This window comes from Cupriavidus sp. C1SS-2L, assembly GCF_057073735.1.
Window position 1 is genome coordinate 597720 of record NZ_CP172708.1, and the last position, 17879, is coordinate 615598.

At 65.3% G+C, this 17879-nt stretch carries 19 protein-coding genes; 3 read left to right on the forward strand and 16 right to left on the reverse strand.

What is annotated here, in order from left to right; translation table 11 throughout:
* Positions 1–13: 13 nt before the first annotated feature.
* The 11 genes from ACIGJG_RS02785 to ACIGJG_RS02835 all read right to left on the reverse strand — a co-directional run bounded on the left by ACIGJG_RS02785 (position 14) and on the right by ACIGJG_RS02835 (position 9881).
* Complete coding sequence (locus tag ACIGJG_RS02785) at positions 14–337, reverse strand: hypothetical protein (protein WP_041679476.1); 324 nt, start codon at positions 335–337, stop codon at positions 14–16.
* Between the two features lie 96 nt (positions 338–433).
* The gene (locus ACIGJG_RS02790; RefSeq protein WP_011296739.1) at positions 434–754 is read right to left on the reverse strand and encodes a hypothetical protein; all 321 of its coding nucleotides are present in this window, start codon (positions 752–754) and stop codon (positions 434–436) included.
* A 10-nt stretch (positions 755–764) separates the two neighbouring features.
* Complete coding sequence (locus ACIGJG_RS02795) at positions 765–1400, reverse strand: type VI secretion system amidase effector protein Tae4 (protein ID WP_140950772.1); 636 nt, start codon at positions 1398–1400, stop codon at positions 765–767.
* Between the two features lie 2 nt (positions 1401–1402).
* The gene (locus ACIGJG_RS02800; protein WP_166486979.1) at positions 1403–1966 is read right to left on the reverse strand and encodes a PAAR domain-containing protein; all 564 of its coding nucleotides are present in this window, start codon (positions 1964–1966) and stop codon (positions 1403–1405) included.
* 213 nt (positions 1967–2179) lie between these two features.
* Positions 2180–3166: an L-threonylcarbamoyladenylate synthase gene (locus tag ACIGJG_RS02805; protein ID WP_483672726.1), complete on the reverse strand. Its 987-nt coding sequence runs from the start codon at positions 3164–3166 to the stop codon at positions 2180–2182.
* Between the two features lie 42 nt (positions 3167–3208).
* A complete protein-coding gene (locus ACIGJG_RS02810) occupies positions 3209–4453 on the reverse strand; it encodes a 5-(carboxyamino)imidazole ribonucleotide synthase (protein ID WP_011296743.1) in 1245 nt (414 codons plus the stop codon).
* 40 nt (positions 4454–4493) lie between these two features.
* Positions 4494–4991, reverse strand: a complete 498-nt coding sequence (purE, locus tag ACIGJG_RS02815) for a 5-(carboxyamino)imidazole ribonucleotide mutase (RefSeq protein WP_011296744.1) — start codon at positions 4989–4991, stop codon at positions 4494–4496.
* A gap of 16 nt (positions 4992–5007) precedes the next feature.
* Positions 5008–5916 (reverse strand): phosphoribosylaminoimidazolesuccinocarboxamide synthase, encoded by a 909-nt coding sequence (locus tag ACIGJG_RS02820; protein WP_011296745.1) that lies wholly within the window; start codon positions 5914–5916, stop codon positions 5008–5010.
* 102 nt (positions 5917–6018) lie between these two features.
* Complete coding sequence (gene fba, locus ACIGJG_RS02825) at positions 6019–7083, reverse strand: class II fructose-bisphosphate aldolase (RefSeq protein ID WP_011296746.1); 1065 nt, start codon at positions 7081–7083, stop codon at positions 6019–6021.
* Between the two features lie 126 nt (positions 7084–7209).
* Positions 7210–8646: a pyruvate kinase gene (gene pyk, locus ACIGJG_RS02830; RefSeq protein WP_011296747.1), complete on the reverse strand. Its 1437-nt coding sequence runs from the start codon at positions 8644–8646 to the stop codon at positions 7210–7212.
* A gap of 38 nt (positions 8647–8684) precedes the next feature.
* Positions 8685–9881 carry a phosphoglycerate kinase gene (locus ACIGJG_RS02835; RefSeq protein WP_011296748.1) on the reverse strand — a complete coding sequence of 399 codons (1197 nt, stop codon included), beginning with the start codon at positions 9879–9881 and terminating at the stop codon, positions 8685–8687.
* Positions 9882–10223: 342 nt separating this feature from the next.
* Here ACIGJG_RS02835 and ACIGJG_RS02840 point away from each other — a divergent pair, with 342 nt between their 5' ends.
* Together ACIGJG_RS02840 and ACIGJG_RS02845 are read left to right on the forward strand one after the other, a co-directional pair.
* On the forward strand, positions 10224–11333 hold the full coding sequence (locus ACIGJG_RS02840) for a helix-turn-helix transcriptional regulator (protein ID WP_483672727.1): 1110 nt from the start codon (positions 10224–10226) through the stop codon (positions 11331–11333).
* Between the two features lie 40 nt (positions 11334–11373).
* The gene (locus ACIGJG_RS02845) at positions 11374–12537 is read left to right on the forward strand and encodes a helix-turn-helix transcriptional regulator (RefSeq protein ID WP_483672728.1); all 1164 of its coding nucleotides are present in this window, start codon (positions 11374–11376) and stop codon (positions 12535–12537) included.
* Here the strand turns inward: ACIGJG_RS02845 and ACIGJG_RS02850 are convergent.
* From ACIGJG_RS02850 to ACIGJG_RS02870, 5 genes are all read right to left on the reverse strand, one after another.
* Entirely contained in the window at positions 12520–12843 is a 324-nt protein-coding gene (locus tag ACIGJG_RS02850) for an AzlD domain-containing protein (protein WP_011296751.1), read from the reverse strand. The genes ACIGJG_RS02845 and ACIGJG_RS02850 overlap by 18 nt on opposite strands.
* Positions 12840–13670, reverse strand: a complete 831-nt coding sequence (locus tag ACIGJG_RS02855; protein ID WP_483672729.1) for an AzlC family ABC transporter permease — start codon at positions 13668–13670, stop codon at positions 12840–12842. Before ACIGJG_RS02855 ends, ACIGJG_RS02850 begins: the two co-directional genes overlap by 4 nt.
* Before the next feature lie 186 nt (positions 13671–13856).
* Positions 13857–15371 (reverse strand): D-alanyl-D-alanine carboxypeptidase/D-alanyl-D-alanine endopeptidase, encoded by a 1515-nt coding sequence (gene dacB / locus ACIGJG_RS02860; protein ID WP_011296753.1) that lies wholly within the window; start codon positions 15369–15371, stop codon positions 13857–13859.
* 72 nt (positions 15372–15443) lie between these two features.
* The gene (locus ACIGJG_RS02865; RefSeq protein ID WP_011296754.1) at positions 15444–16025 is read right to left on the reverse strand and encodes a MarR family winged helix-turn-helix transcriptional regulator; all 582 of its coding nucleotides are present in this window, start codon (positions 16023–16025) and stop codon (positions 15444–15446) included.
* A 355-nt stretch (positions 16026–16380) separates the two neighbouring features.
* Complete coding sequence (locus ACIGJG_RS02870) at positions 16381–16830, reverse strand: PACE efflux transporter (protein WP_011296755.1); 450 nt, start codon at positions 16828–16830, stop codon at positions 16381–16383.
* 106 nt (positions 16831–16936) lie between these two features.
* Here ACIGJG_RS02870 and ACIGJG_RS02875 point away from each other — a divergent pair, with 106 nt between their 5' ends.
* Positions 16937–17839: a LysR family transcriptional regulator gene (locus ACIGJG_RS02875; RefSeq protein ID WP_041679478.1), complete on the forward strand. Its 903-nt coding sequence runs from the start codon at positions 16937–16939 to the stop codon at positions 17837–17839.
* The last annotated feature ends 40 nt before the right edge of the window (positions 17840–17879 follow it).

Below are 17879 nucleotides of genomic sequence, written 5' to 3' on the forward strand. Positions count from 1 at the left end.
GCTGGGTGCGCGGCTAAGACAAAAAGAGGTAGATCTGCTTCCACAGCTTGCTGTGGCGTAAAGAGTCGAGGGGAAGCAAGGAGAGCGGAAGAAGCGCAATGCACAGGAGCCAGAGTGCCCGCTGTCCCACGGACCGACCCAACGCCATCACCGCGCCTGCAGCGAAGGGGGGAATCAGGTAAGCCACGATGGCGTAGACCCGGACCCACGTCGGACAGTCTTCGGCACAGGAGTGGAGCTTCAATACTCCTGCGACATACGTCGGCCCGAGGTCAATCAGGCAACCCAGGCCAAAGCCGATGATGAAGAGTATGGTTTTCGCAAAGAATGTCTTCATGATTGGCTGATCAGCGGAATTCCTCGGGCATTGGTCAGGTAGTTGCAAGGATTCCCTGTGCTTTCCATGACCGAAGAGACTTTGTGTGCGACTCGATTAGAAGTGGGAGAGGATCCGCCGCAGCAGTCCGATCTGATACGCATGGCTGAGCCACGCTAATGAGCAATGCGCGAGTGCCAGCAAGAGCAAGATGACCGCCCATTGCCTAACTGTGCGCATCCAGGCCAGAGCGAAGGAAAGAGCAAATGGCGTCAGCAGGTATAGGAAGATGGCGCTTGCCTGAATCCACGAAGGGCATCCCTCCGAGCATGATGAGATATTCAGCGTTTCCTCCACATAGGTTGGTACAAGATCAAACAGGCAGCCGAGGAAAAAGCCAATCAAGAGCAGGAAAGTCCTTGCAAGAATTGCTTTCATGGCTATCGGGCTAGCTGATTTCGAAGAACCAAATCACTCTTGCCTTGCCCAGATCGGCGTACGTACGACGAATGCTACGGATGCCTACACGGAATCTCAGAAAGTTGTGAAAGGCGCCGATGAGGCCATTTGCCGTGAGCGTGGCGCCATTCCACAGGTCGATATGCCCCCCTGTTGCCGCATCGGCCGATTCATCATGGCGCTGCCAGTATTCACCAAAGAAGATAATCCCGGTCCGGCCCCTCACCTTGTCGTGCCAGTCCGGCCCAGTCACCACATCGGGCCTTTCCGGTAATCCCGCAAACGGCTTCAGACACAACCACTGAGCCATTTCGTCCGCACGCGTAGCGGTCGGTTTTCCATCCAGAAGGATGCGCCCGAGCGTTGATTTCCCCCGGCCCGGCCTGACGTTCTTCTGGGAAAAGGACTTCATGTCGATGCCGATGCGATGCAGGGTCGCGCTGAGCCGGATGGCGCACTGATTGGTGCGAGTCCTCTCCGGATCGCTATAGGGCTTGCCTGTGACGTAGTTGTCCCACAGTTGTCGGAAGGTAACTGGCTGAATTTTCAGACTGATGGTCGAGCCAGCAACGGGGTTTGTCCGGATCGTACGGGCGCCGGCGGCAGGTAAGGATTGCGTCGGCATGGTCAGCCTCGCGCCAGGGCATCATCGCCCCAAAAAATCTCGTAAGCGCCGAGGCTTTCCGTGGCGATGCGGGGCATCTGCCCGGTCGCGTCGAGTTTCCCACTAAATCGGCGGCCATCAGCGGTTTCAATGAAGAACGGCAGCCCGGCAAGGCAGGCCGGTTCAGCGCCGGCGGACAGATGGACCGCCTCGTCGTAGTGCCCGGACTCTCCCGGGAAATCGCTTTGTACTGGATGTTTGGCGAACCCTTGCGCAACAAGCTCGTCGTGCGTCAGGACGTGGGACATGCCCGTCATGGAGTGAATCAGCCGCGGCGAGGGATCGCACCGGCAGACACAGAGATCGCCTTCGAGTGCGTCCTTTCTGCCATGGAATGAATTACTGTGCCGTGGACCGATGCAGAGGATATGTCCCGTGGTCTTGCAGGCGGGACACCAGACGGCGTCGCCCTCCAGGGCTAGGGGTACGCCCATCTGGGTCATTCGGGCATCATTGGCGCCAACCACTATGCCATTAGCGGTGGTCTTGTCGCCTTGTACGAGGTTGTACCGGATGTGTCGATGCATGGGATGCTCCTTCATTGCCTGAGAAGGGGGCGCATCCATGCGTATAGCGCCGATAAGGCGCGTTTGGAATCGACAAATTCCTAAAGTCGCTGAGGAAAAGGCTGAATTTCAGTGGAGGTGTCGCGTGTATATGGCGCTTCTGGCGAACGGCTGGAGGGCTTTCTGGACTGCCGCATAGCAGTCGGTACTGCTCAGGCGAAGAGCCAGGAAGGCCTATCCCCCGAACGCGGCTGCGGCCCTCTGCAGCCGATCCCTGACCCCAGCCCACTCATGCCCCTCTGGCAGCGGCTCAAACACCAGCTGCGTGAAGCCCTGCTTGTCCAGCTTGCGCAGCAGTCGGTAGAGTTCCCGCGCATAGGCGGTGGCATCCGCAGGCGCCTGCACCCACGTGCAGCGCGGATCTTCGATCGGGGCACGTCCTACCCACGCCACGCGGGCATCGGCAGCAAGCGAGGCCAGTTGTGCCGCGAGCTCGGCCGCGTCAGCCAGCACCAGCGGGGTATGCGGAGCGTAGTGAGCCTTCAGCGTGCCCGACGCACGGGGGGCCGCGGCATCAGGCGGCAGCGGCGCTTCGCCGAGCACCTTCGCCATCATCGCTGGCGTGATCGCACCCGGTCGCAGCAGGACCGGGCCGATGCCCTGGTCGAGCCTTGAAAGATCGACGATCGTCGATTCGATGCCGACTTCCACGCCATCGCCTTCCAGCACATAGACCGCATCGCCGAATTCGTCGCGCACGTGTTGCGCAGTGGTCGGGCTGACCTGGCCAAACTTGTTGGCAGAAGGCGCGGCAATGCCGCCGCGGCCGCGCTTGAAGCGCGACAGCAGTGCCTGCGCGACGGGGTGCGACGGGCAGCGTAGTCCGATGCTGTCCTGGCCGCCGGCCACTGCCGCGTGGATGTGCGAGGCGCGCTTGAGGATCAGCGTGAGCGGGCCCGGCCAGAACGCTTCGATCAGCTTTGTCGCGGCTTCGGGCACCTCGTCGACCCAGTAGCCGATGTCGGCGCCGTCAACCACATGCACGATGACCGGATGGTTCGACGGCCGGCCCTTGAGCGCGAAGATGCGCGCGACCGCTTCCGGACTTTCGGCGTCGGCGCCGAGCCCGTAGACGGTTTCAGTGGGAAAGGCGACCAGCTGGCCGGCCTCCAGCAGGCGGACGGCTTCGTCCAGTTCGGCGGCCGTGGGCATGCGCGACATCGTGTTCCTTGAAGCGGGCGAGACGGATAGGGTCAGATTGGATCAGAGCGGGATGTGCAGCGCCTTCGCAGCGACATCGAACGCTTGCGCGGCGGCCTCGGCATGCTCGCCAATGCAGTTCACATGGCCCATCTTGCGCGACGGGCGCGCGTCGCTCTTGCCGTACAGGTGCAGCTTGGCGCCGGGCTGGGCCAGCACTTCATCCCATGCCGGCGTGCGCTCCAAACCGAACTCGAACCATACATCGCCAAGCAGGTTCAGCATCTTGCCGGCCGAATGCTGGCGCGTGCTGCCCAGCGGCAGGCGGGCCATGGCACGCACCTGTTGCTCGAACTGGCTGGTCTCGCACGCGTCCATGGTGATGTGGCCGGAGTTGTGCGGACGCGGCGCCATTTCATTGGCGATCAGCGAGCCGTCGGTGAGCACGAAGAATTCGATGCACAGCACGCCCACATAGCCCATTTCCGTGGCGATGGTCGCGGCGGCGGCACGGGCGCGGTCGGCGATGTCGGCCGACACGCTGGCCGACGGCATCTCCGTCGAGAACAGGATGCCGTCGCGATGCACGTTCTCGGCCAGCGGCCAGGTGGCGGTGCTGCCATCGGCGGCGCGTGCGGCCAGCACCGAGACCTCGTAGGCCAGCGGCAGCATCTGCTCGAGCACGCATGGCACGTGCTGCATGGCCTTCCATGCCGCGCGCACGTCTTCGCGCGTCTTCACGCGGGCCTGGCCCTTGCCGTCGTAGCCCATCCGCGCGGTCTTGAGGATGCCGGGCAGCACCGTGTCGGGCAACTGGTCGACATCCGCATCGTGCTGGATCACCCAGTGCGGTGCGGTTGGCACGCCGGTACGCTCGGCGCACGAGGCAAAGAACTTCTTCTCGCCGATGCGGTTCTGCGCAATCGACACGCAATAGCCGCGCGGCGCGACAAAGGCGCCTAGCTGTTCGAGCCGGTCCAGCGATAGCGATGGCACGTTTTCGAATTCCGTGCTGACGGCCTGGCACAGCTTTGCCATCTCGGCGAGCGCGGCCTCATCGGTGTAGGGTGCGCAGATATGCTTGTCGGCCACGGAGCCGGCAGGGCTGTCCTGGTCCGGGTCGAGCACGCAGACGCGATAGCCCATGCTCTGCGCCGCATGCGTGAACATGCGGCCAAGCTGACCGCCGCCGAGCATGCCGAGCCAGGCGCCGGGCAGGATGGGCGCGCTGGGGTTGTCGACGCCAAATTCGGCGCGCGACTCCGGCGTGTGGGCTTCGGAGAGGTAGGGATGGATATCGGTCGGCATTGCTCGGTTCCGTGGTTTCCGGGGGTTACTGCGCGATGGATTACAGCGGCAGCGTCATCGCGCGCGCGGCTTCGGTCTGCCTGGCGCGGAATGCTTCCAGCGCGCTGGCCAGCGCGTCGTCGGTGGTGGCCAGCGTGGCGATCGCATGCAGCGCCGCATTGGCCGCGCCGGCTTCGCCGATCGCGAACGTCGCGACGGGCACGCCCTTGGGCATCTGCACGATCGACAGCAGCGAGTCCTCGCCGCGCAGGTACTTGGACGGCACCGGCACGCCGAACACCGGCACGATGGTCTTGGCGGCGATCATGCCCGGCAGATGCGCGGCACCGCCGGCACCGGCGATGATCGCGCGGATGCCACGGCTGCGCGCGGTCTCCGCATAGCGGAACATGTCGTCGGCCATGCGGTGCGCCGAAACGACCTGTGCCTCGAACGGCACGCCGAAATCCTTCAGCATGGCCACGGCGTGCTGCATCACGTCCCAGTCGGAACTGCTGCCCATTACGACGCCGACGACCGGCTTTTCTTGCTTGCTCACGTCTTGTTCTCCGGGCTTACTGGAGTTCTTCACCCGTCAAGCGGGTCAGCGCTTCACGGTACTTGGCGGCGGTCTTTTCGATCACGTCATCCGGGAGCTTTGGCGCCGGCGCGGTCTTCGGCCACGGCTTGCCGTCGATGCGCACGGCTTCAAGCCAGTCGCGCACGAACTGCTTGTCGAACGACGGCGGGTTGGTGCCGACCTGGTACGAATCGGCCGGCCAGAAGCGCGACGAATCGGCGGTCAGCACTTCGTCCATCAGCGTGAGCGTGCCGTTTTCATCCAGGCCGAACTCGAACTTGGTGTCGGCGATGATGATGCCGCGCGTGGCGGCGAATTCGGCCGCTTCCTTGTACAGCCGGATCGAGATGTCGCGCATCTGGCGGGCCAGCGCGATGCCGATGCGCTCTTCCACTTCGCCGAACGAGATGTTCTCGTCGTGCTCGCCCATCTCGGCCTTGGCGGCCGGCGTGAAGATCGGTTCGGGCAGCTTCTGCGCGTTCTGCAGGCCGGCCGGCAGTTCGATGCCGCAGACCTTGCCCGTCGCCTGGTAGTCCTTCCAGCCGCTGCCAGCCAGGTAGCCGCGCACCACGGCTTCGACCAGGATCGGCTTCAGGCGCTTGACCACCACGGCGCGGCCCTTGACCTGTTCCACTTCTGCGGGCGCGACGACGGTTTCGGCAGCAACGCCGGTCTCGTGGTTCGGCACGATATGCGCGAGCTTGCGGAACCAGAAATTCGCCATCTGGTTCAGCACGCGGCCCTTGTCGGGAATCGGCTCGCCCATGATGACGTCGAAGGCCGACAGGCGGTCCGTGGTGACGATGAGCAGCTTGTCTTCGCCGACGGCGTAGTTGTCGCGCACCTTGCCGTGGCCAAGCAGCGGCAGGGAAGAGATGGAGGACTGGTAGAGAGCGTTGGACATGGTGGTTCCGATAAAACGGCGAAGCCGCCGGGCACTGAATGCTGCCGCGGCGGCCGGAACGTCAAACCGCCTTCCGCTTGCGCGGATGGCGGTCAGGGGACATTACTGCACAACCTGGGCAAGCTTGCCCGACTTGTACTGGCTGGCGATATCGGTCAGCGACACCGGCTTGATCTTGCCGGCCTGGCCTTCGCAGCCGAAGGCGATGTAGCGGGCCTTGCAAACCTGCTTGGCGGCTTCGCGGGCCGGCTTCAGGTATTCGCGCGGGTCGAACTTGCTCGGGTTCTCGACGAAGAAGCGGCGGATCGCGCCGGTCATGGCCAGGCGGATATCGGTGTCGATGTTGATCTTGCGCACGCCGTACTTGATGGCTTCCTGGATTTCCTCGACCGGCACACCGTAGGTTTCCTTCATGTCGCCGCCGAACTTGCGGATTTCTTCCAGCAGTTCCTGCGGGACCGACGACGAGCCGTGCATCACCAGGTGGGTGTTCGGGATGCGCGCGTGGATTTCCTTGATGCGGTTGATCGCCAGGATGTCGCCCGTGGGCTTGCGCGTGAACTTGTACGCGCCGTGCGAGGTGCCGATGGCGATGGCGAGCGCGTCGAGTTGCGTGGCCTTGACGAAGTCGGCGGCCTGCTCGGGGTCGGTCAGCAGCATGGAGTGGTCCAGCTTGCCTTCGGCGCCGATGCCGTCTTCTTCGCCGGCTTCACCGGTTTCGAGCGAGCCCAGGCAGCCCAGTTCGCCTTCGACGGTCACGCCGATCGCGTGCGACAGTTGCACGACCTTGCGGGTCACGTCGACGTTGTACTCGTAGTCGGCCGGAGTCTTGCCGTCTTCGCGCAGCGAGCCGTCCATCATCACCGACGAGAAGCCCAGGTCGATCGCGGCCTGGCAGATCGCCGGCGACTGGCCGTGATCCTGGTGCATCACCACCGGGATGTGCGGGTAGGCTTCGACCGCGGCTTCGATCAGGTGGCGCAGGAAGTGTTCGCCGGCGTATTTGCGGGCACCTGCGGAGGCCTGCATGATCACCGGGGCGTTGACCTCGTCGGCCGCCTGCATGATGGCCTGGACCTGCTCGAGGTTGTTCACGTTGAATGCCGGCAGACCATAGCCGTTTTCGGCAGCGTGGTCGAGCAGCTGGCGCATCGATACGAGTGGCATGTCAAAACTCCTGAAGGTAAATGGTGTGTCTCTGAATCTTGTTCTGCTGGCGCGGGCCAAGCCTGCGGCGCAGCGCCTTTTGCACCGCTTGCCGTAGTGCTTCTGCCCGCCGCCGCACAAATGGCTTCAACTTCCCACCCTGACGATCTTGAGGGTGTTGGTGCCGCCGGGCTGGCCCATGGGCTCGCCGATGGTCAGCACGATGAAATCGCCGCGCTGCACCACGCCCTGCGCGAGCAGCAGCTCTTCGGCCTGCTCCAGCGCGGTGTCGCGGTCGGTGCTGGCGTCAAGCGGCAGCGGCACGACGTTGCGGTACAGCTGCATCTTGCGCTGCGACGCCACGTTGGGCGTCATCGCGTAGATCGGCACGTGGATGCGGTGACGGCTCATCCACAGCGCAGTCGCGCCCGAATCGGTCAGTGCGGCAATCGCCTTCACCTGCAAATGATAGGCGGTGAACAGCGCACCCATTGCCACTGACTGGTCGATGCGCGAAAAGGTCTGATTGAGGAAGTCCGTGTCAAGCTGCACGACTTCGGACTTCTCGGCTTCGATGCAGACTGCGGCCATGGCCTCGACCGTCTCGACCGGATAGCGCCCGGCGGCGGTCTCGGCCGACAGCATGACGGCGTCGGTGCCGTCGAGCACGGCGTTGGCCACGTCGGACACCTCGGCGCGCGTCGGCACCGGGTTCACGATCATGCTTTCCATCATCTGCGTGGCGGTGATGGTCAGCTTGTTGGCCTCGCGCGCGAGCTTGATCATGCGCTTCTGCAGTGCCGGCACCGCGGCATTGCCGACTTCCACGGCCAGGTCGCCGCGCGCGACCATGATGCCGTCAGACGCCTGCAGGATTTCTTCAAGCACGCCCGGGTTGATCGCTTCGGCGCGCTCGATCTTGGCGATCATGCGCGCCTTGCGGCCATACGGCTGGCCTGCGACCGCTGCGAGCTGGCGCGCCATTTCCATATCGGTGGCGTTCTTCGGGAAGCTCACCGCGACATAGTCCGCGCCCAGGGCCATGGCGGTCTTGATGTCGTCCATGTCCTTGGCCGTCAGCGCCGGCGCCGACAGCCCGCCGCCCTGGCGGTTGATACCCTTGTTGTTCGACAGGTCGCCGCCGATGCGCACGGTGGTGAAGATCTCCGTGCCGAGCACACGGTCCACGACCAGCACGATCAGGCCGTCGTTGAGCAGCAGCAGGTCGCCTGGGCCCACGTCGCGCGGCAGGTCCTGGTAGTCCAGGCCGACGCGTTCCTGGTTGCCGAGCTGGCACGACGAGTCGAGCACGAACGGGTCGCCCGGCTTGAGCGTGACCTTGCCGCTCTCGAACTTGCCCACGCGGATCTTCGGGCCCTGCAGGTCGGCCATGATGGCCACTTCGCGCCCGCAGGCCTGCGCGGCTTCGCGCACCAGCGTGGCGCGGTCGATATGGTCCTGCGCGGTGCCGTGCGAGAAATTCAGCCGCACCACGTCGACCCCCGCGGCAATCATGCGCGTCAGCACTTCCAGCGAGCTGGAAGCGGGGCCGATGGTGGCGACGATCTTGGTGGAGCGGGTCATGGCGGGGGATCCTTGTCCGGACGCGGGCCAGCGCGGCCTCAGCCTGCTGCGCGTTGCTCCAGCACTTCGAATGCGGGCAGCTTCTTGCCTTCCAGGAACTCCAGGAACGCGCCGCCGCCGGTCGAGATATAGCCCACGCGGTCGGCAATGCCGTACTTGGCGATGGCGGCCAGCGTGTCGCCGCCGCCGGCGATCGAGAATGCCTTGGAATCGGCGATGGCTTCGGCCAGCACCTTGGTGCCGTTGCCGAACTGGTCGAACTCGAACACGCCCACCGGGCCGTTCCACACGATGGTACCGGCAGCCTTGAGCTGGTCGGCCAATTGCGCGGCGGTCTTCGGCCCGATGTCGAGGATCATGTCGTCGTCGGCCACGTCCTTGACGTCCTTGACGGTGGCGGCGGCGGTGGCGCTGAACGCCTTGGCGCACACGACGTCGACCGGAATGGGTACCGAGGCACCGCGCTTGGCCATGATGTCGATGATGGTCTTGGCATCGGCCACCAGGTCGGCTTCGGCCAGCGACTTGCCGATCTTCAGGCCGGCGGCCAGCATGAAGGTGTTGGCGATGCCGCCGCCGACGATCAGGTTGTCCACCTTGTCGGCCAGCGACTTCAGGATGGTCAGCTTGGTCGAGACCTTCGAGCCGGCCACGATGGCGACCAGCGGACGCGCCGGCTGGCCCAGCGCCTTGCCCAGCGCGTCGATCTCGGCGGCCAGCAGCGGGCCGGCGCAGGCGATCGGCGCGTACTTGGCGATGCCGTGCGTGGTCGCTTCCGCGCGGTGGGCGGTGCCGAACGCGTCATTGACGTACACATCACACAGCTTGGCCATCTTCTGCGCCAGTTCGTCGCTGTTCTTCTTTTCGCCCTTGTTCACGCGGCAGTTTTCCAGCAGCACCACCTGACCCGGAGCGACCTCCACGCCATCGACCCAGTTCTGCACCAGCTTCACCGGCTTGCCCAGCAGTTCGGACAGGCGCGTGGCAATCGGCGCCAGCGAATCGGCCGGCTTGAACTCGCCTTCGGTCGGGCGGCCCAGGTGCGACGTGACCATCACGGCGGCGCCAGCAGCCAGGCAGGCCTCGATGGCCGGCACCGAAGCGCGGATGCGGGTGTCCTCGGTGATATTGCCGGCGTCATCCTGCGGCACATTCATGTCGGCGCGGATAAAAACACGCTTGCCGGAGATTTTGCCTTGGGAGATGAGGTCGGATAGACGCAGGACGGAGGTCATGACGGTGTGATGGCGCGAGATTTCGCTGAAATTTCGGGGAAACAATCATTTTACCTGATCGCAGTCATTGCTTAGCCGGTTTGGGACCGGGCGCAACGACGGCTGTGCCTGACTCGGCACAATGGCGAGCCGTAATGTGTTGCGGCCCGCGCCGATCCCCACGAAAGCGGGGTGAGGGGTATGTCGTGCTTGCGGCCCGAGTGGGTTAATGTATGTAAAGTCTGCAATGGCAGACACGCAGACTGACAGAGCCGGTGTGAAGCGGCCATAACAATAAGCCTGCCCGGGCGAGCCACAAGCATGCCGGGGCGGACAATTCGTCGTGAATGCAGGGGATTGCAGATGAACGAAGCGGACATGCACGGAGCGATCCGTGGCTTGTACGAGGGCATTCTTGACCCTGGGGCGTGGCAGAAGAGCCTGCACACCCTGACGCAGATGGCCGGTACCGCCCACGCCTCGATGATGGTGTGGGACACAGTGCGCGACCAGGTCACCGTCAACGAGATCGTCAACCCGGTGGTGGAGCTTTTCAGCGAGTACGAATCCGATTTCCAGTCGATCGATCCGGCCAAGCAGTTCGCGCCGCGCATGAAGCCGGGCGAGTGGTATATCGACGCGCGCGACCTCGGCGAAGGCGCTATGTCGCGCCATCCGTTCTACCGCGACTTCTTTAACCGGTTCGACCTGCGTTCCTACGTGGCCTGCCTGGTCGCGCGCCAGCCGCACTACGAAGTCTATTTCTCGATGCAGCGCGCCATGTCGCAACCGGTGTTCTCCACCGACGATGTACGTGGCCTGTCCTGGGTGATCCCGCACATGCGCGGCGCCATGGCCCTGCGCGACCGCACGCAGAGCCTGTCGGCGCTGGCCAGCCTGTCGTCGCAGGTCGTGGAGCGCCTGAGCTTCGCGTTGCTGGTCATGTCGCCGCGGCGCCAGGTGCTGATGAGCAACCGCGCCGGCGAGCAATGGGCGCGGCGCCTGGACCCGGCCGGCAAGGTGGCCGAATGGACGCTGTCGCGCTCGTTCGGCGACATGCTGCAGGCTGCGTGCGATCCGCAGCGTGCCGCCGCGGCGCAGGCCGCACGCGCCGCCGATAGCCAAGGCAACTGCGCGCAGGTAATCGTGCTGCCGTTGCCGCCCGCGCATGCGTTCGCCACCGAATGGCAGGAGCCTGCTGCGCTCGTCGTCGTCCATGAAGACGGCACGCCTCCGCCGATGCTGGGCACGGTCCTGCGCGAGTTGTACGGCCTGACGCCGGCGGAGACCCGCGTGGCTACCGCGCTTGCCGGCGGCCAGGGCCTGCCCGAGGCCAGCGAGCAGTTGCGCATCCGACACGAAACCGCCCGTACCCAGCTCAAGTCCGTATTCCAGAAGACCGGCACAGGCAGCCAGGCGCAGCTTTCGCATTTGCTGTCGCGGCTGGCGGCGGCGCTGGAAGGGACTGAGTAGCCCGGCAATTGCCCTGAAAAAAGAAAAAGAAGGGAAGGCAATGAACGAAGACGAGATGCACGAGACGATTCGGGCGCTCTACCAGGGCATCTTCGATGCCGATGCCTGGCAGCGCAGTCTCGCCGCGCTATGCCAGTCCAGCGGCAGCATGCATGCCGCGCTGGTGGTGCGCGATACGGTGCGCGACCGCGTGCTGGTCAACCAGGTGGTCAACCCGGTGCCCGAAGAAGTGGCGGCCTACCGCGATTACTACGAGGCCGTGGACCCGGCGATCCCATTCGTATCGCAGCTGGCCGTGGGCAACTGGTACATCGACTCGCGCGAGCTTGGCGAGCAGGCTATGCGCAGCCTGCCGATCTATGGCGAGTTCTTCCGTCAGTTCGGCATGTCGTCGCTGATGGCCTGCCTGATCGAGCGCCAGCCGCACTACGAAGTCTTCCTGTCGCTGCAGCGGCCGCAAGGTCGCGCGCACTATTCGCAGGAGGACGCACGCGCGCTCGACTGGGCCATTCCGCATGTGCGCCACGCCATTGCGCTGCGCGACCGCACGCGCCAGGTATCGACGCTTGCGCATGTCTCGGCCGAACTGCTGGAACGGTTGCCATTCGCGGTGATCGTCTTTGCCGAGGACGGCAAGGTGTTGATTGCAAATCGTGCCGGCGAGGCGTGGGCCCGCACGCTGCTTCCCGTGGCGGCGGTCGGCGCCGTCGGGGCGGCCGGCAATCCCAAGGCTGACGAATGGCGCCTGTCGCGGGCGTTTCCGGACGTGCTGCGGGCCGCCAACGACCCGGCCGTTGCCCAGCCGGCACAGGCACTGCGCGCCACCGGCCCCGGCGGACGGGAGGCCCAGGTCGTGGTGCTGCCGCTGCCGGCGGCGCACCATCTCGCGGTCGACTGGCAGCATCCGGCCGTGCTGGTTGCCGTGCACGAGGCCGGGGCCCCGGCCATGGGGATTGGCGGCGTGCTGCGGGAACTGTATGGCCTCACGCCCGCCGAGATCCGGTTGGCCATGCTGCTGACCACCGGCATCGGCCTGCCCGAGGCCTGCGAGCAGCTCGGCATCCGGCGCGAGACCAGTCGCACCCAGCTCAAATCGATTTTCACCAAGACCGGCACCGGCACGCAGGCACAGCTTGCGCACCTGCTCACGCGCCTCGGCGTGGTGCTGGGGGCAGGGAATGCGGAGTCAGGCGAGCAGCCGTAGCGCGGTGTAGACCGCCATGCCGACGGCGATCATGCCCACCATGCGGCGCGTGAACAGATAGAACAGCGCCGCGGCGGCGCCCGCCACGAGCTTGTAGTTGGACGGCGACAGCGTGAAATGCCCGTGCCAGGTCATCAGATCCGGCAGGATGATGGCCGCCAGCGCCGCGGCCGGCGCATAGCGCAGCGCGCGCTGGAGCCGGTCCGGCACCGTCACGTGTTCGCCCGCCATCAGGAACAGCGCGCGTGTGACGATGGTGACCACGGCCATGCCGGCGAGCGCAATCCAGATATCGGTGTGACTCATGCCTGGTCTCCCTGTCCTGCCTGCGAGGCAGGCACGGCCTGAGTGGCGGCCTTGCCTGCCGCCTTGCGGCTGTGGATGCGCCGCAGCGTGGCGCGCGCGGCCAGTTCGTCGCTGGCCATGCCCGCCGCGATGGCGCCGATCACGGCCACCACCAGGCTCAGCCGGTAGGGCAGGTCGAAGCACAGCAGCGCGAGCATCGCCGACACCACCACCGCCAGCAGCGTGGAACGCGAATTGATCGTGGCGATCATTACCGGGATCAGGGCCAGCGTGCCCGCCAGTCCCAGTCCCCAGCTGTCCGGGAACAGGCTGGCCAGCACGATGCCGATGATCGACGACGTCTGCCACATCGCGAAGTTCGACAGCGCCATGCCCCAGAAATAGCCTTCCTTGCCCGCCTCATAGCCCGGCGTGCTGTAGCGTTGCATGAAATAGACGAAATGCAGGTCGCCGTTGAACGAGCCGAGTATCGTGCGCCGCCAGAGCGGCATGTAGCTGAAGTGCGGCTGCAGTGCCGCGCTGAAGATCACGAAGCGCAGATTCACGATGGCCGCGGTCAGCCACACCGTCCATAACGGCAGCCCTGCCGCGAACAGCGGCAGCACGGCGAGCTGGGCCGAGCCCGCATAGACCAGCAGTGACATGCCGATGGCCTCGGGCACCGTCATCACGGATTTGCTCATCGCCACCCCGGTGACCAGGCCCCACGAGAATACGGCGGGCAGGGATGGCGCGAAGAAGCGGACGCCTTCGATAAAAGCGGTCCGTTCGGCGGGTGCGAAGCGATGCCAGAGTCGCAACCAGGCCGAGGGTTGTGGGGAAGTCATGGGCAATGTCGGGGGATGCGACGACTAGGCGCGGCCTAGGCGCAGACAGGGCCGGCGCAGCGGGGGCTGCCGGCATCGCACCATTATAGGGTCGGACGCGGCGCTGGTAAGTAGATACTTAACAAGTTCCCGGGCGGCGTTGGCCGGCGCCCACGCCGGCCTGCGCATCCCCGTGCCGCTGGTGCTTCAGGGTGCGCCGCGATACACCCACTGCATCAGCGCATCATGGGCTTCCTGCGCCTGTGAGGCGTTCGGGTGGTTGATAAAGCTCACCACCACGTAACGTTCGCCATTGAGCGCATCGACATAGCCGGCCAGCGCGCGTACGTCCTGCAGCGTGCCGGTCTTGAGGTAAGCATTGCCGGCGGCGTTGGCGCGCGTGAGCCGGTTGCGCAAGGTGCCGTCGACGCCCAGGATCGGCAGCGAATCGACCAGCGTCGGCCCGACGTTGCTCGCGGCCGCCTGCTGCAGCAGCCGCGCCATGTCGTAGGCGCTGATACGTTCGTCGCGCGACAGGCCCGAGCCGTTGTCGAGCACCAGTCCCTGCATATCCAGGCCCTGGCGGCTCAGCCAGCGCTGCACTACGCGCGTGGAGCGCGCGGTGCTGGCCGGCCCGCTGCGATCCATCTCCGCGCCGATGGTCAGGAACAGCTGGCGCGCCATCACGTTGTTCGAATACTTGTTGATGTCGCGCACGATCGCGCCGAGCGGCTGGCCGTAGTGGCGCGCCAGCAGCACCGCGCCGCGCGGGACGGAGCCGCTGCGCATCGCCGGCACGTGCGTGAAACGGCCGCCCGCGGCCTGCCACTCGGCCACGAAGCCGCCCCACGTGAACTCGGCATGCGACAGCGCCGCGATATTGAGCACGTGCTCGCCGCAGTCGCTCGAATAGTTGCCCGAGAACGACGCCAGCACCGTGCCGTCGGCCTGCGGCGCCACGGTCGGCGTGGCGCTCGATTGCCAGTCGCCGCAGCGGCCATTGGTCAGCGTCAGGCGGTTGTCCAGGCGCAGTTGCGCGAGCGCCGGCGTGACCGAGACCGCCACGGTCTGGCTGGCATCGTTGGGGGTGAGCGTGAACGACAGCGTCTTGAACGCGTACAGCAGTGCGTCGGGGCTGACGTTGTACGCGCGCTGGACCTCGCCATCGATGGTGCCGTTGCCGTTCAGGCCATCGGCAAAGAAGCTGCGGTCAAGCACCAGGTCGCCATTGATCGTGGTGGCGCCGGCCGCGCGCGCGGTGGCGACGAGCTTGGCCATTTCCTCCGGCACCAGCTTCGGGTCGCCGCGTCCGCGCAGGTAGACATTGCCGTTGACCGTCCCGTCGCCGGCGGGCTGGCTGTCGGCATAGAGCGAGGTCTGCCAGCGGTAGTCGGGGCCCAGCAACTGCAGTCCGGCAAACGTGGTGACCAGCTTCATGGTCGAAGCGGGGTTCATCGGCTGCTGCGCGTTCCAGCTTGCGCGCGCCTGCGGCGCCCCGATTTTCACGACATAGAAACTGGCCGCGCTGGCCGGCACGTGCGCGCGCTGCAGCGCCGTGGCGACCGGGGCCGGCAAGCCGGCGCGTACGAGCGCACCATCCGCCCGCGCGCTGGCGGAAGTCTTGATCGCCTTGGCCGGGCGGGCCAGAACGGGCGGCTGGGTGGCGGCGAGCAGCAGGGCTGCCGCACAAAATACGGTGATTCTTTTTGGCATGGCGGCCATGTTAACGCATGGCCGGTGGCTGACGGATGACACGCGTGCCGGCGCTGATGGTTCAGTCAGACCGGCCTGCGGCTACTCCGGGCGCGGCGGCGCCAGGCGCGCGAGCAGCGACTTGAGCGTGGCCTGTTCCTGTTCGGTCAGCGCCGAGGCCACGTGCGCGTCATGGGCGATGACGGCCTGCTTCGCCGCCGCCAGCGTGCGCTTGCCCGCAGGCGTGAGCACCAGGCTGTAGGCGCGGCGGTCGCCGGGGGCAGGGCGCCGTGCGACCAGGCTCATCTCCTGCAAGGCATCGACGAGCAACACCGCACCGGACCGCGCAATGCCGAGGATATGCGCGAGTTCGGTCAGCTTCAGTTTGGGGTTGCGCGAGATGATCACCAGCGCGGAAAAGCGTGGCGGCGTGATCTGCCATTGCGCGAGCGACGCCACGAAATCTTCGTAGATGCGGATCTGCGCGCGGCGGATGGCATAGCCGATCAGGCTGTCGAGCACGCCGTAGTCGATATCCGGCACATGCGGATCGAAGCCGCCTTCGGCGCCTGCACCTCCCGCCGCGGGCTCGGCTGCAAGCGGGTCGGCCGGCTTGCGCAGCGTTCGCGCGGACCGTGTGACCTTCGATGTGCCAGCGGCGGCGTCCGACGAGTCAGGGCTCATTTGAGCAGCTTCCAGTTGCCATTCCCGAGCGTGAGCATAGCGCGCCCGCGCTGGTCAAAGCCATAGTGGTTTTGCAGGGGTGTCATGTGGCGGGGCCATCGTTGTCGTTGTTGCCGCGTGGCTCAGCGCCGGCTCGCCTGCAGCGACTGCGGATCGAAGCGCGCGAGCCGCTTGGAGCGCAGTGCAATGGCTTTCAGTTCGGCGCGCGGAATGACCTGTCCGATATCGGCAAAGCCGTGTGGCGCGCGTTCGTCTGTCCAATCAGCTCAAAATTTGTTATGGCGTATAACTATTTGAGAGGGGCCGGACAAGCCGCCAATGGATGGGGAAATGCCCGCGTGCGCGGGCCGGCGGGTCAGCCCAGCGCGGTGCCGCCTTCCGGCTTTGCCTTCAGCGACGGCACCGGGAAGACGATGTCATACAGCCAGTTGTAGATCAGCGCGTAGACCATGTAGAAGCCGGCTACGGCGATATCCATGATCAGTGCATCGAGCAGGCTGATGTCCAGGTACCACGCCACCGACGGCAGGAATACGATCAGCAGCCCCAGTTCGAACAGGATGGCGTGCAGAACGCGCACAATGACCGACTTGCGCAACTGCCCGGTGAACCGAAGCATGGCCTTGTCAAAGAGCAGGTTGTAGAGATAGTTCCAGCCGGCGGCGATCAGCGAGGCCACCGCGCCGATCAGTCCCATCTGGTGCAGCTCGTACCCGAACACCCAGCTCGCGAGCGGGGCAAACGCCAGCAGGCCGATGACTTCAAAGCCAATGGCGTGGCGGATCCGGTCACGGGTGTTGCGCATGAGACTCTCCTGCAAATGAAGCGATGGGATGGAGTCTATCTGGTTTGACGGGATTGCCAAGTTAGGTAGTATCGCAAAATCCGATACATCATCCGCAGCATCCATCATGTCGCTTTCCATCGACCAGTTGCAGGCTTTTGCCGCGGCAGCCGAAACCGGCTCTTTCTCTGCCGCTGCGCGCAGGCTCGGCAAGGCGCAGTCGGTCATCAGCGCGGCGGTGGCCAATCTCGAGATCGACGTTGGCAACGCGCTGTTCGACCGTACTGGTCGCTATCCCGTACTGACGCCGGTCGGCGAGCGTCTGCTGGCAGAGGCGCGGGTGATCCTGGAGCGCTGCGAGCACTTTCGCGGCGTGGCCATGAGCCTCGGGGAGGGCGTGGAGACCCGCCTTGTCCTGGCTGTGGACGAACTCTATCCGGAAGAAACGCTTGGCGGGCTGCTGGAAGAATTCTCGGGCCTGTTTCCCGCCGTCGAGCTGGAGTTGCTGTTTCCACTGATGGAGGACGTCAGCCGGCTGGTGCTGGAAGGCGGCGCTGACCTCGGCATCATGTGGCGACAGGAGGTCCTGCCGCCGGCGCTCGGCTTTCACGCGCTCGGGTGGGTGCCGATGCAGCTGGTATGTGCGCCCGATCATCCGCTGGCTGGCGGCCAGCGGATCGACTGGGAAGAGCTCAAGCGCTACCGTCAGCTGATGGTCGCTACGCGGACCGACAGCGAGGAAAAGATGCGGCTGCGGGTGGCCTCCGATGTGTGGTGGGTGGAAAGCCAGTGGGTGATTGTCGAACTCGTCAAACGCCGACTTGGCTGGGCCTTTGTGCCGTGGCACGTCGTGGCGAACTCGCCCGCTGCGGCGAAACTGGTATCGCCGCCCTTGGCGTTTCAGGAACAGGATTGGCCGGTGGCGATGGAGCTTGTCTGGCTCAAGCAGCGGCCGGCTGGGAAGGCGGCCCGGTGGTTAAGGGACAGGATTTGTGGGCAGGTCTTGCCGCGGCCGAGTGGGGTGAAGTGATGGGAGGGCGCGTTCACACCATCTTCTTGTCGCTCGGACA

Bases quoted from the DNA above. Each gene is read 5' to 3' on its own strand.
- ACIGJG_RS02785 (WP_041679476.1), bottom strand. From the start codon at position 337: ATGAAGACATTCTTTGCGAAAACCATACTCTTCATCATCGGCTTTGGC.
- ACIGJG_RS02790 (WP_011296739.1), bottom strand. From the start codon at position 754: ATGAAAGCAATTCTTGCAAGGACTTTCCTGCTCTTGATTGGCTTTTTC.
- ACIGJG_RS02795 (WP_140950772.1), bottom strand. From the start codon at position 1,400: ATGCCGACGCAATCCTTACCTGCCGCCGGCGCCCGTACGATCCGGACA.
- ACIGJG_RS02800 (WP_166486979.1), bottom strand. From the start codon at position 1,966: ATGCATCGACACATCCGGTACAACCTCGTACAAGGCGACAAGACCACC.
- ACIGJG_RS02805 (WP_483672726.1), bottom strand. From the start codon at position 3,166: ATGTCGCGCATGCCCACGGCCGCCGAACTGGACGAAGCCGTCCGCCTG.
- ACIGJG_RS02810 (WP_011296743.1), bottom strand. From the start codon at position 4,453: ATGCCGACCGATATCCATCCCTACCTCTCCGAAGCCCACACGCCGGAG.
- ACIGJG_RS02820 (WP_011296745.1), bottom strand. From the start codon at position 5,916: ATGTCCAACGCTCTCTACCAGTCCTCCATCTCTTCCCTGCCGCTGCTT.
- fba (WP_011296746.1), bottom strand. From the start codon at position 7,083: ATGCCACTCGTATCGATGCGCCAGCTGCTCGACCACGCTGCCGAAAAC.
- pyk (WP_011296747.1), bottom strand. From the start codon at position 8,646: ATGACCCGCTCCACCAAGATCGTCGCCACCATCGGCCCCGCTTCCAGC.
- ACIGJG_RS02835 (WP_011296748.1), bottom strand. From the start codon at position 9,881: ATGACCTCCGTCCTGCGTCTATCCGACCTCATCTCCCAAGGCAAAATC.
- ACIGJG_RS02840 (WP_483672727.1), top strand. From the start codon at position 10,224: ATGAACGAAGCGGACATGCACGGAGCGATCCGTGGCTTGTACGAGGGC.
- ACIGJG_RS02845 (WP_483672728.1), top strand. From the start codon at position 11,374: ATGAACGAAGACGAGATGCACGAGACGATTCGGGCGCTCTACCAGGGC.
- ACIGJG_RS02850 (WP_011296751.1), bottom strand. From the start codon at position 12,843: ATGAGTCACACCGATATCTGGATTGCGCTCGCCGGCATGGCCGTGGTC.
- ACIGJG_RS02855 (WP_483672729.1), bottom strand. From the start codon at position 13,670: ATGACTTCCCCACAACCCTCGGCCTGGTTGCGACTCTGGCATCGCTTC.
- dacB (WP_011296753.1), bottom strand. From the start codon at position 15,371: ATGGCCGCCATGCCAAAAAGAATCACCGTATTTTGTGCGGCAGCCCTG.
- ACIGJG_RS02865 (WP_011296754.1), bottom strand. From the start codon at position 16,025: ATGAGCCCTGACTCGTCGGACGCCGCCGCTGGCACATCGAAGGTCACA.
- ACIGJG_RS02870 (WP_011296755.1), bottom strand. From the start codon at position 16,830: ATGCGCAACACCCGTGACCGGATCCGCCACGCCATTGGCTTTGAAGTC.
- ACIGJG_RS02875 (WP_041679478.1), top strand. From the start codon at position 16,937: ATGTCGCTTTCCATCGACCAGTTGCAGGCTTTTGCCGCGGCAGCCGAA.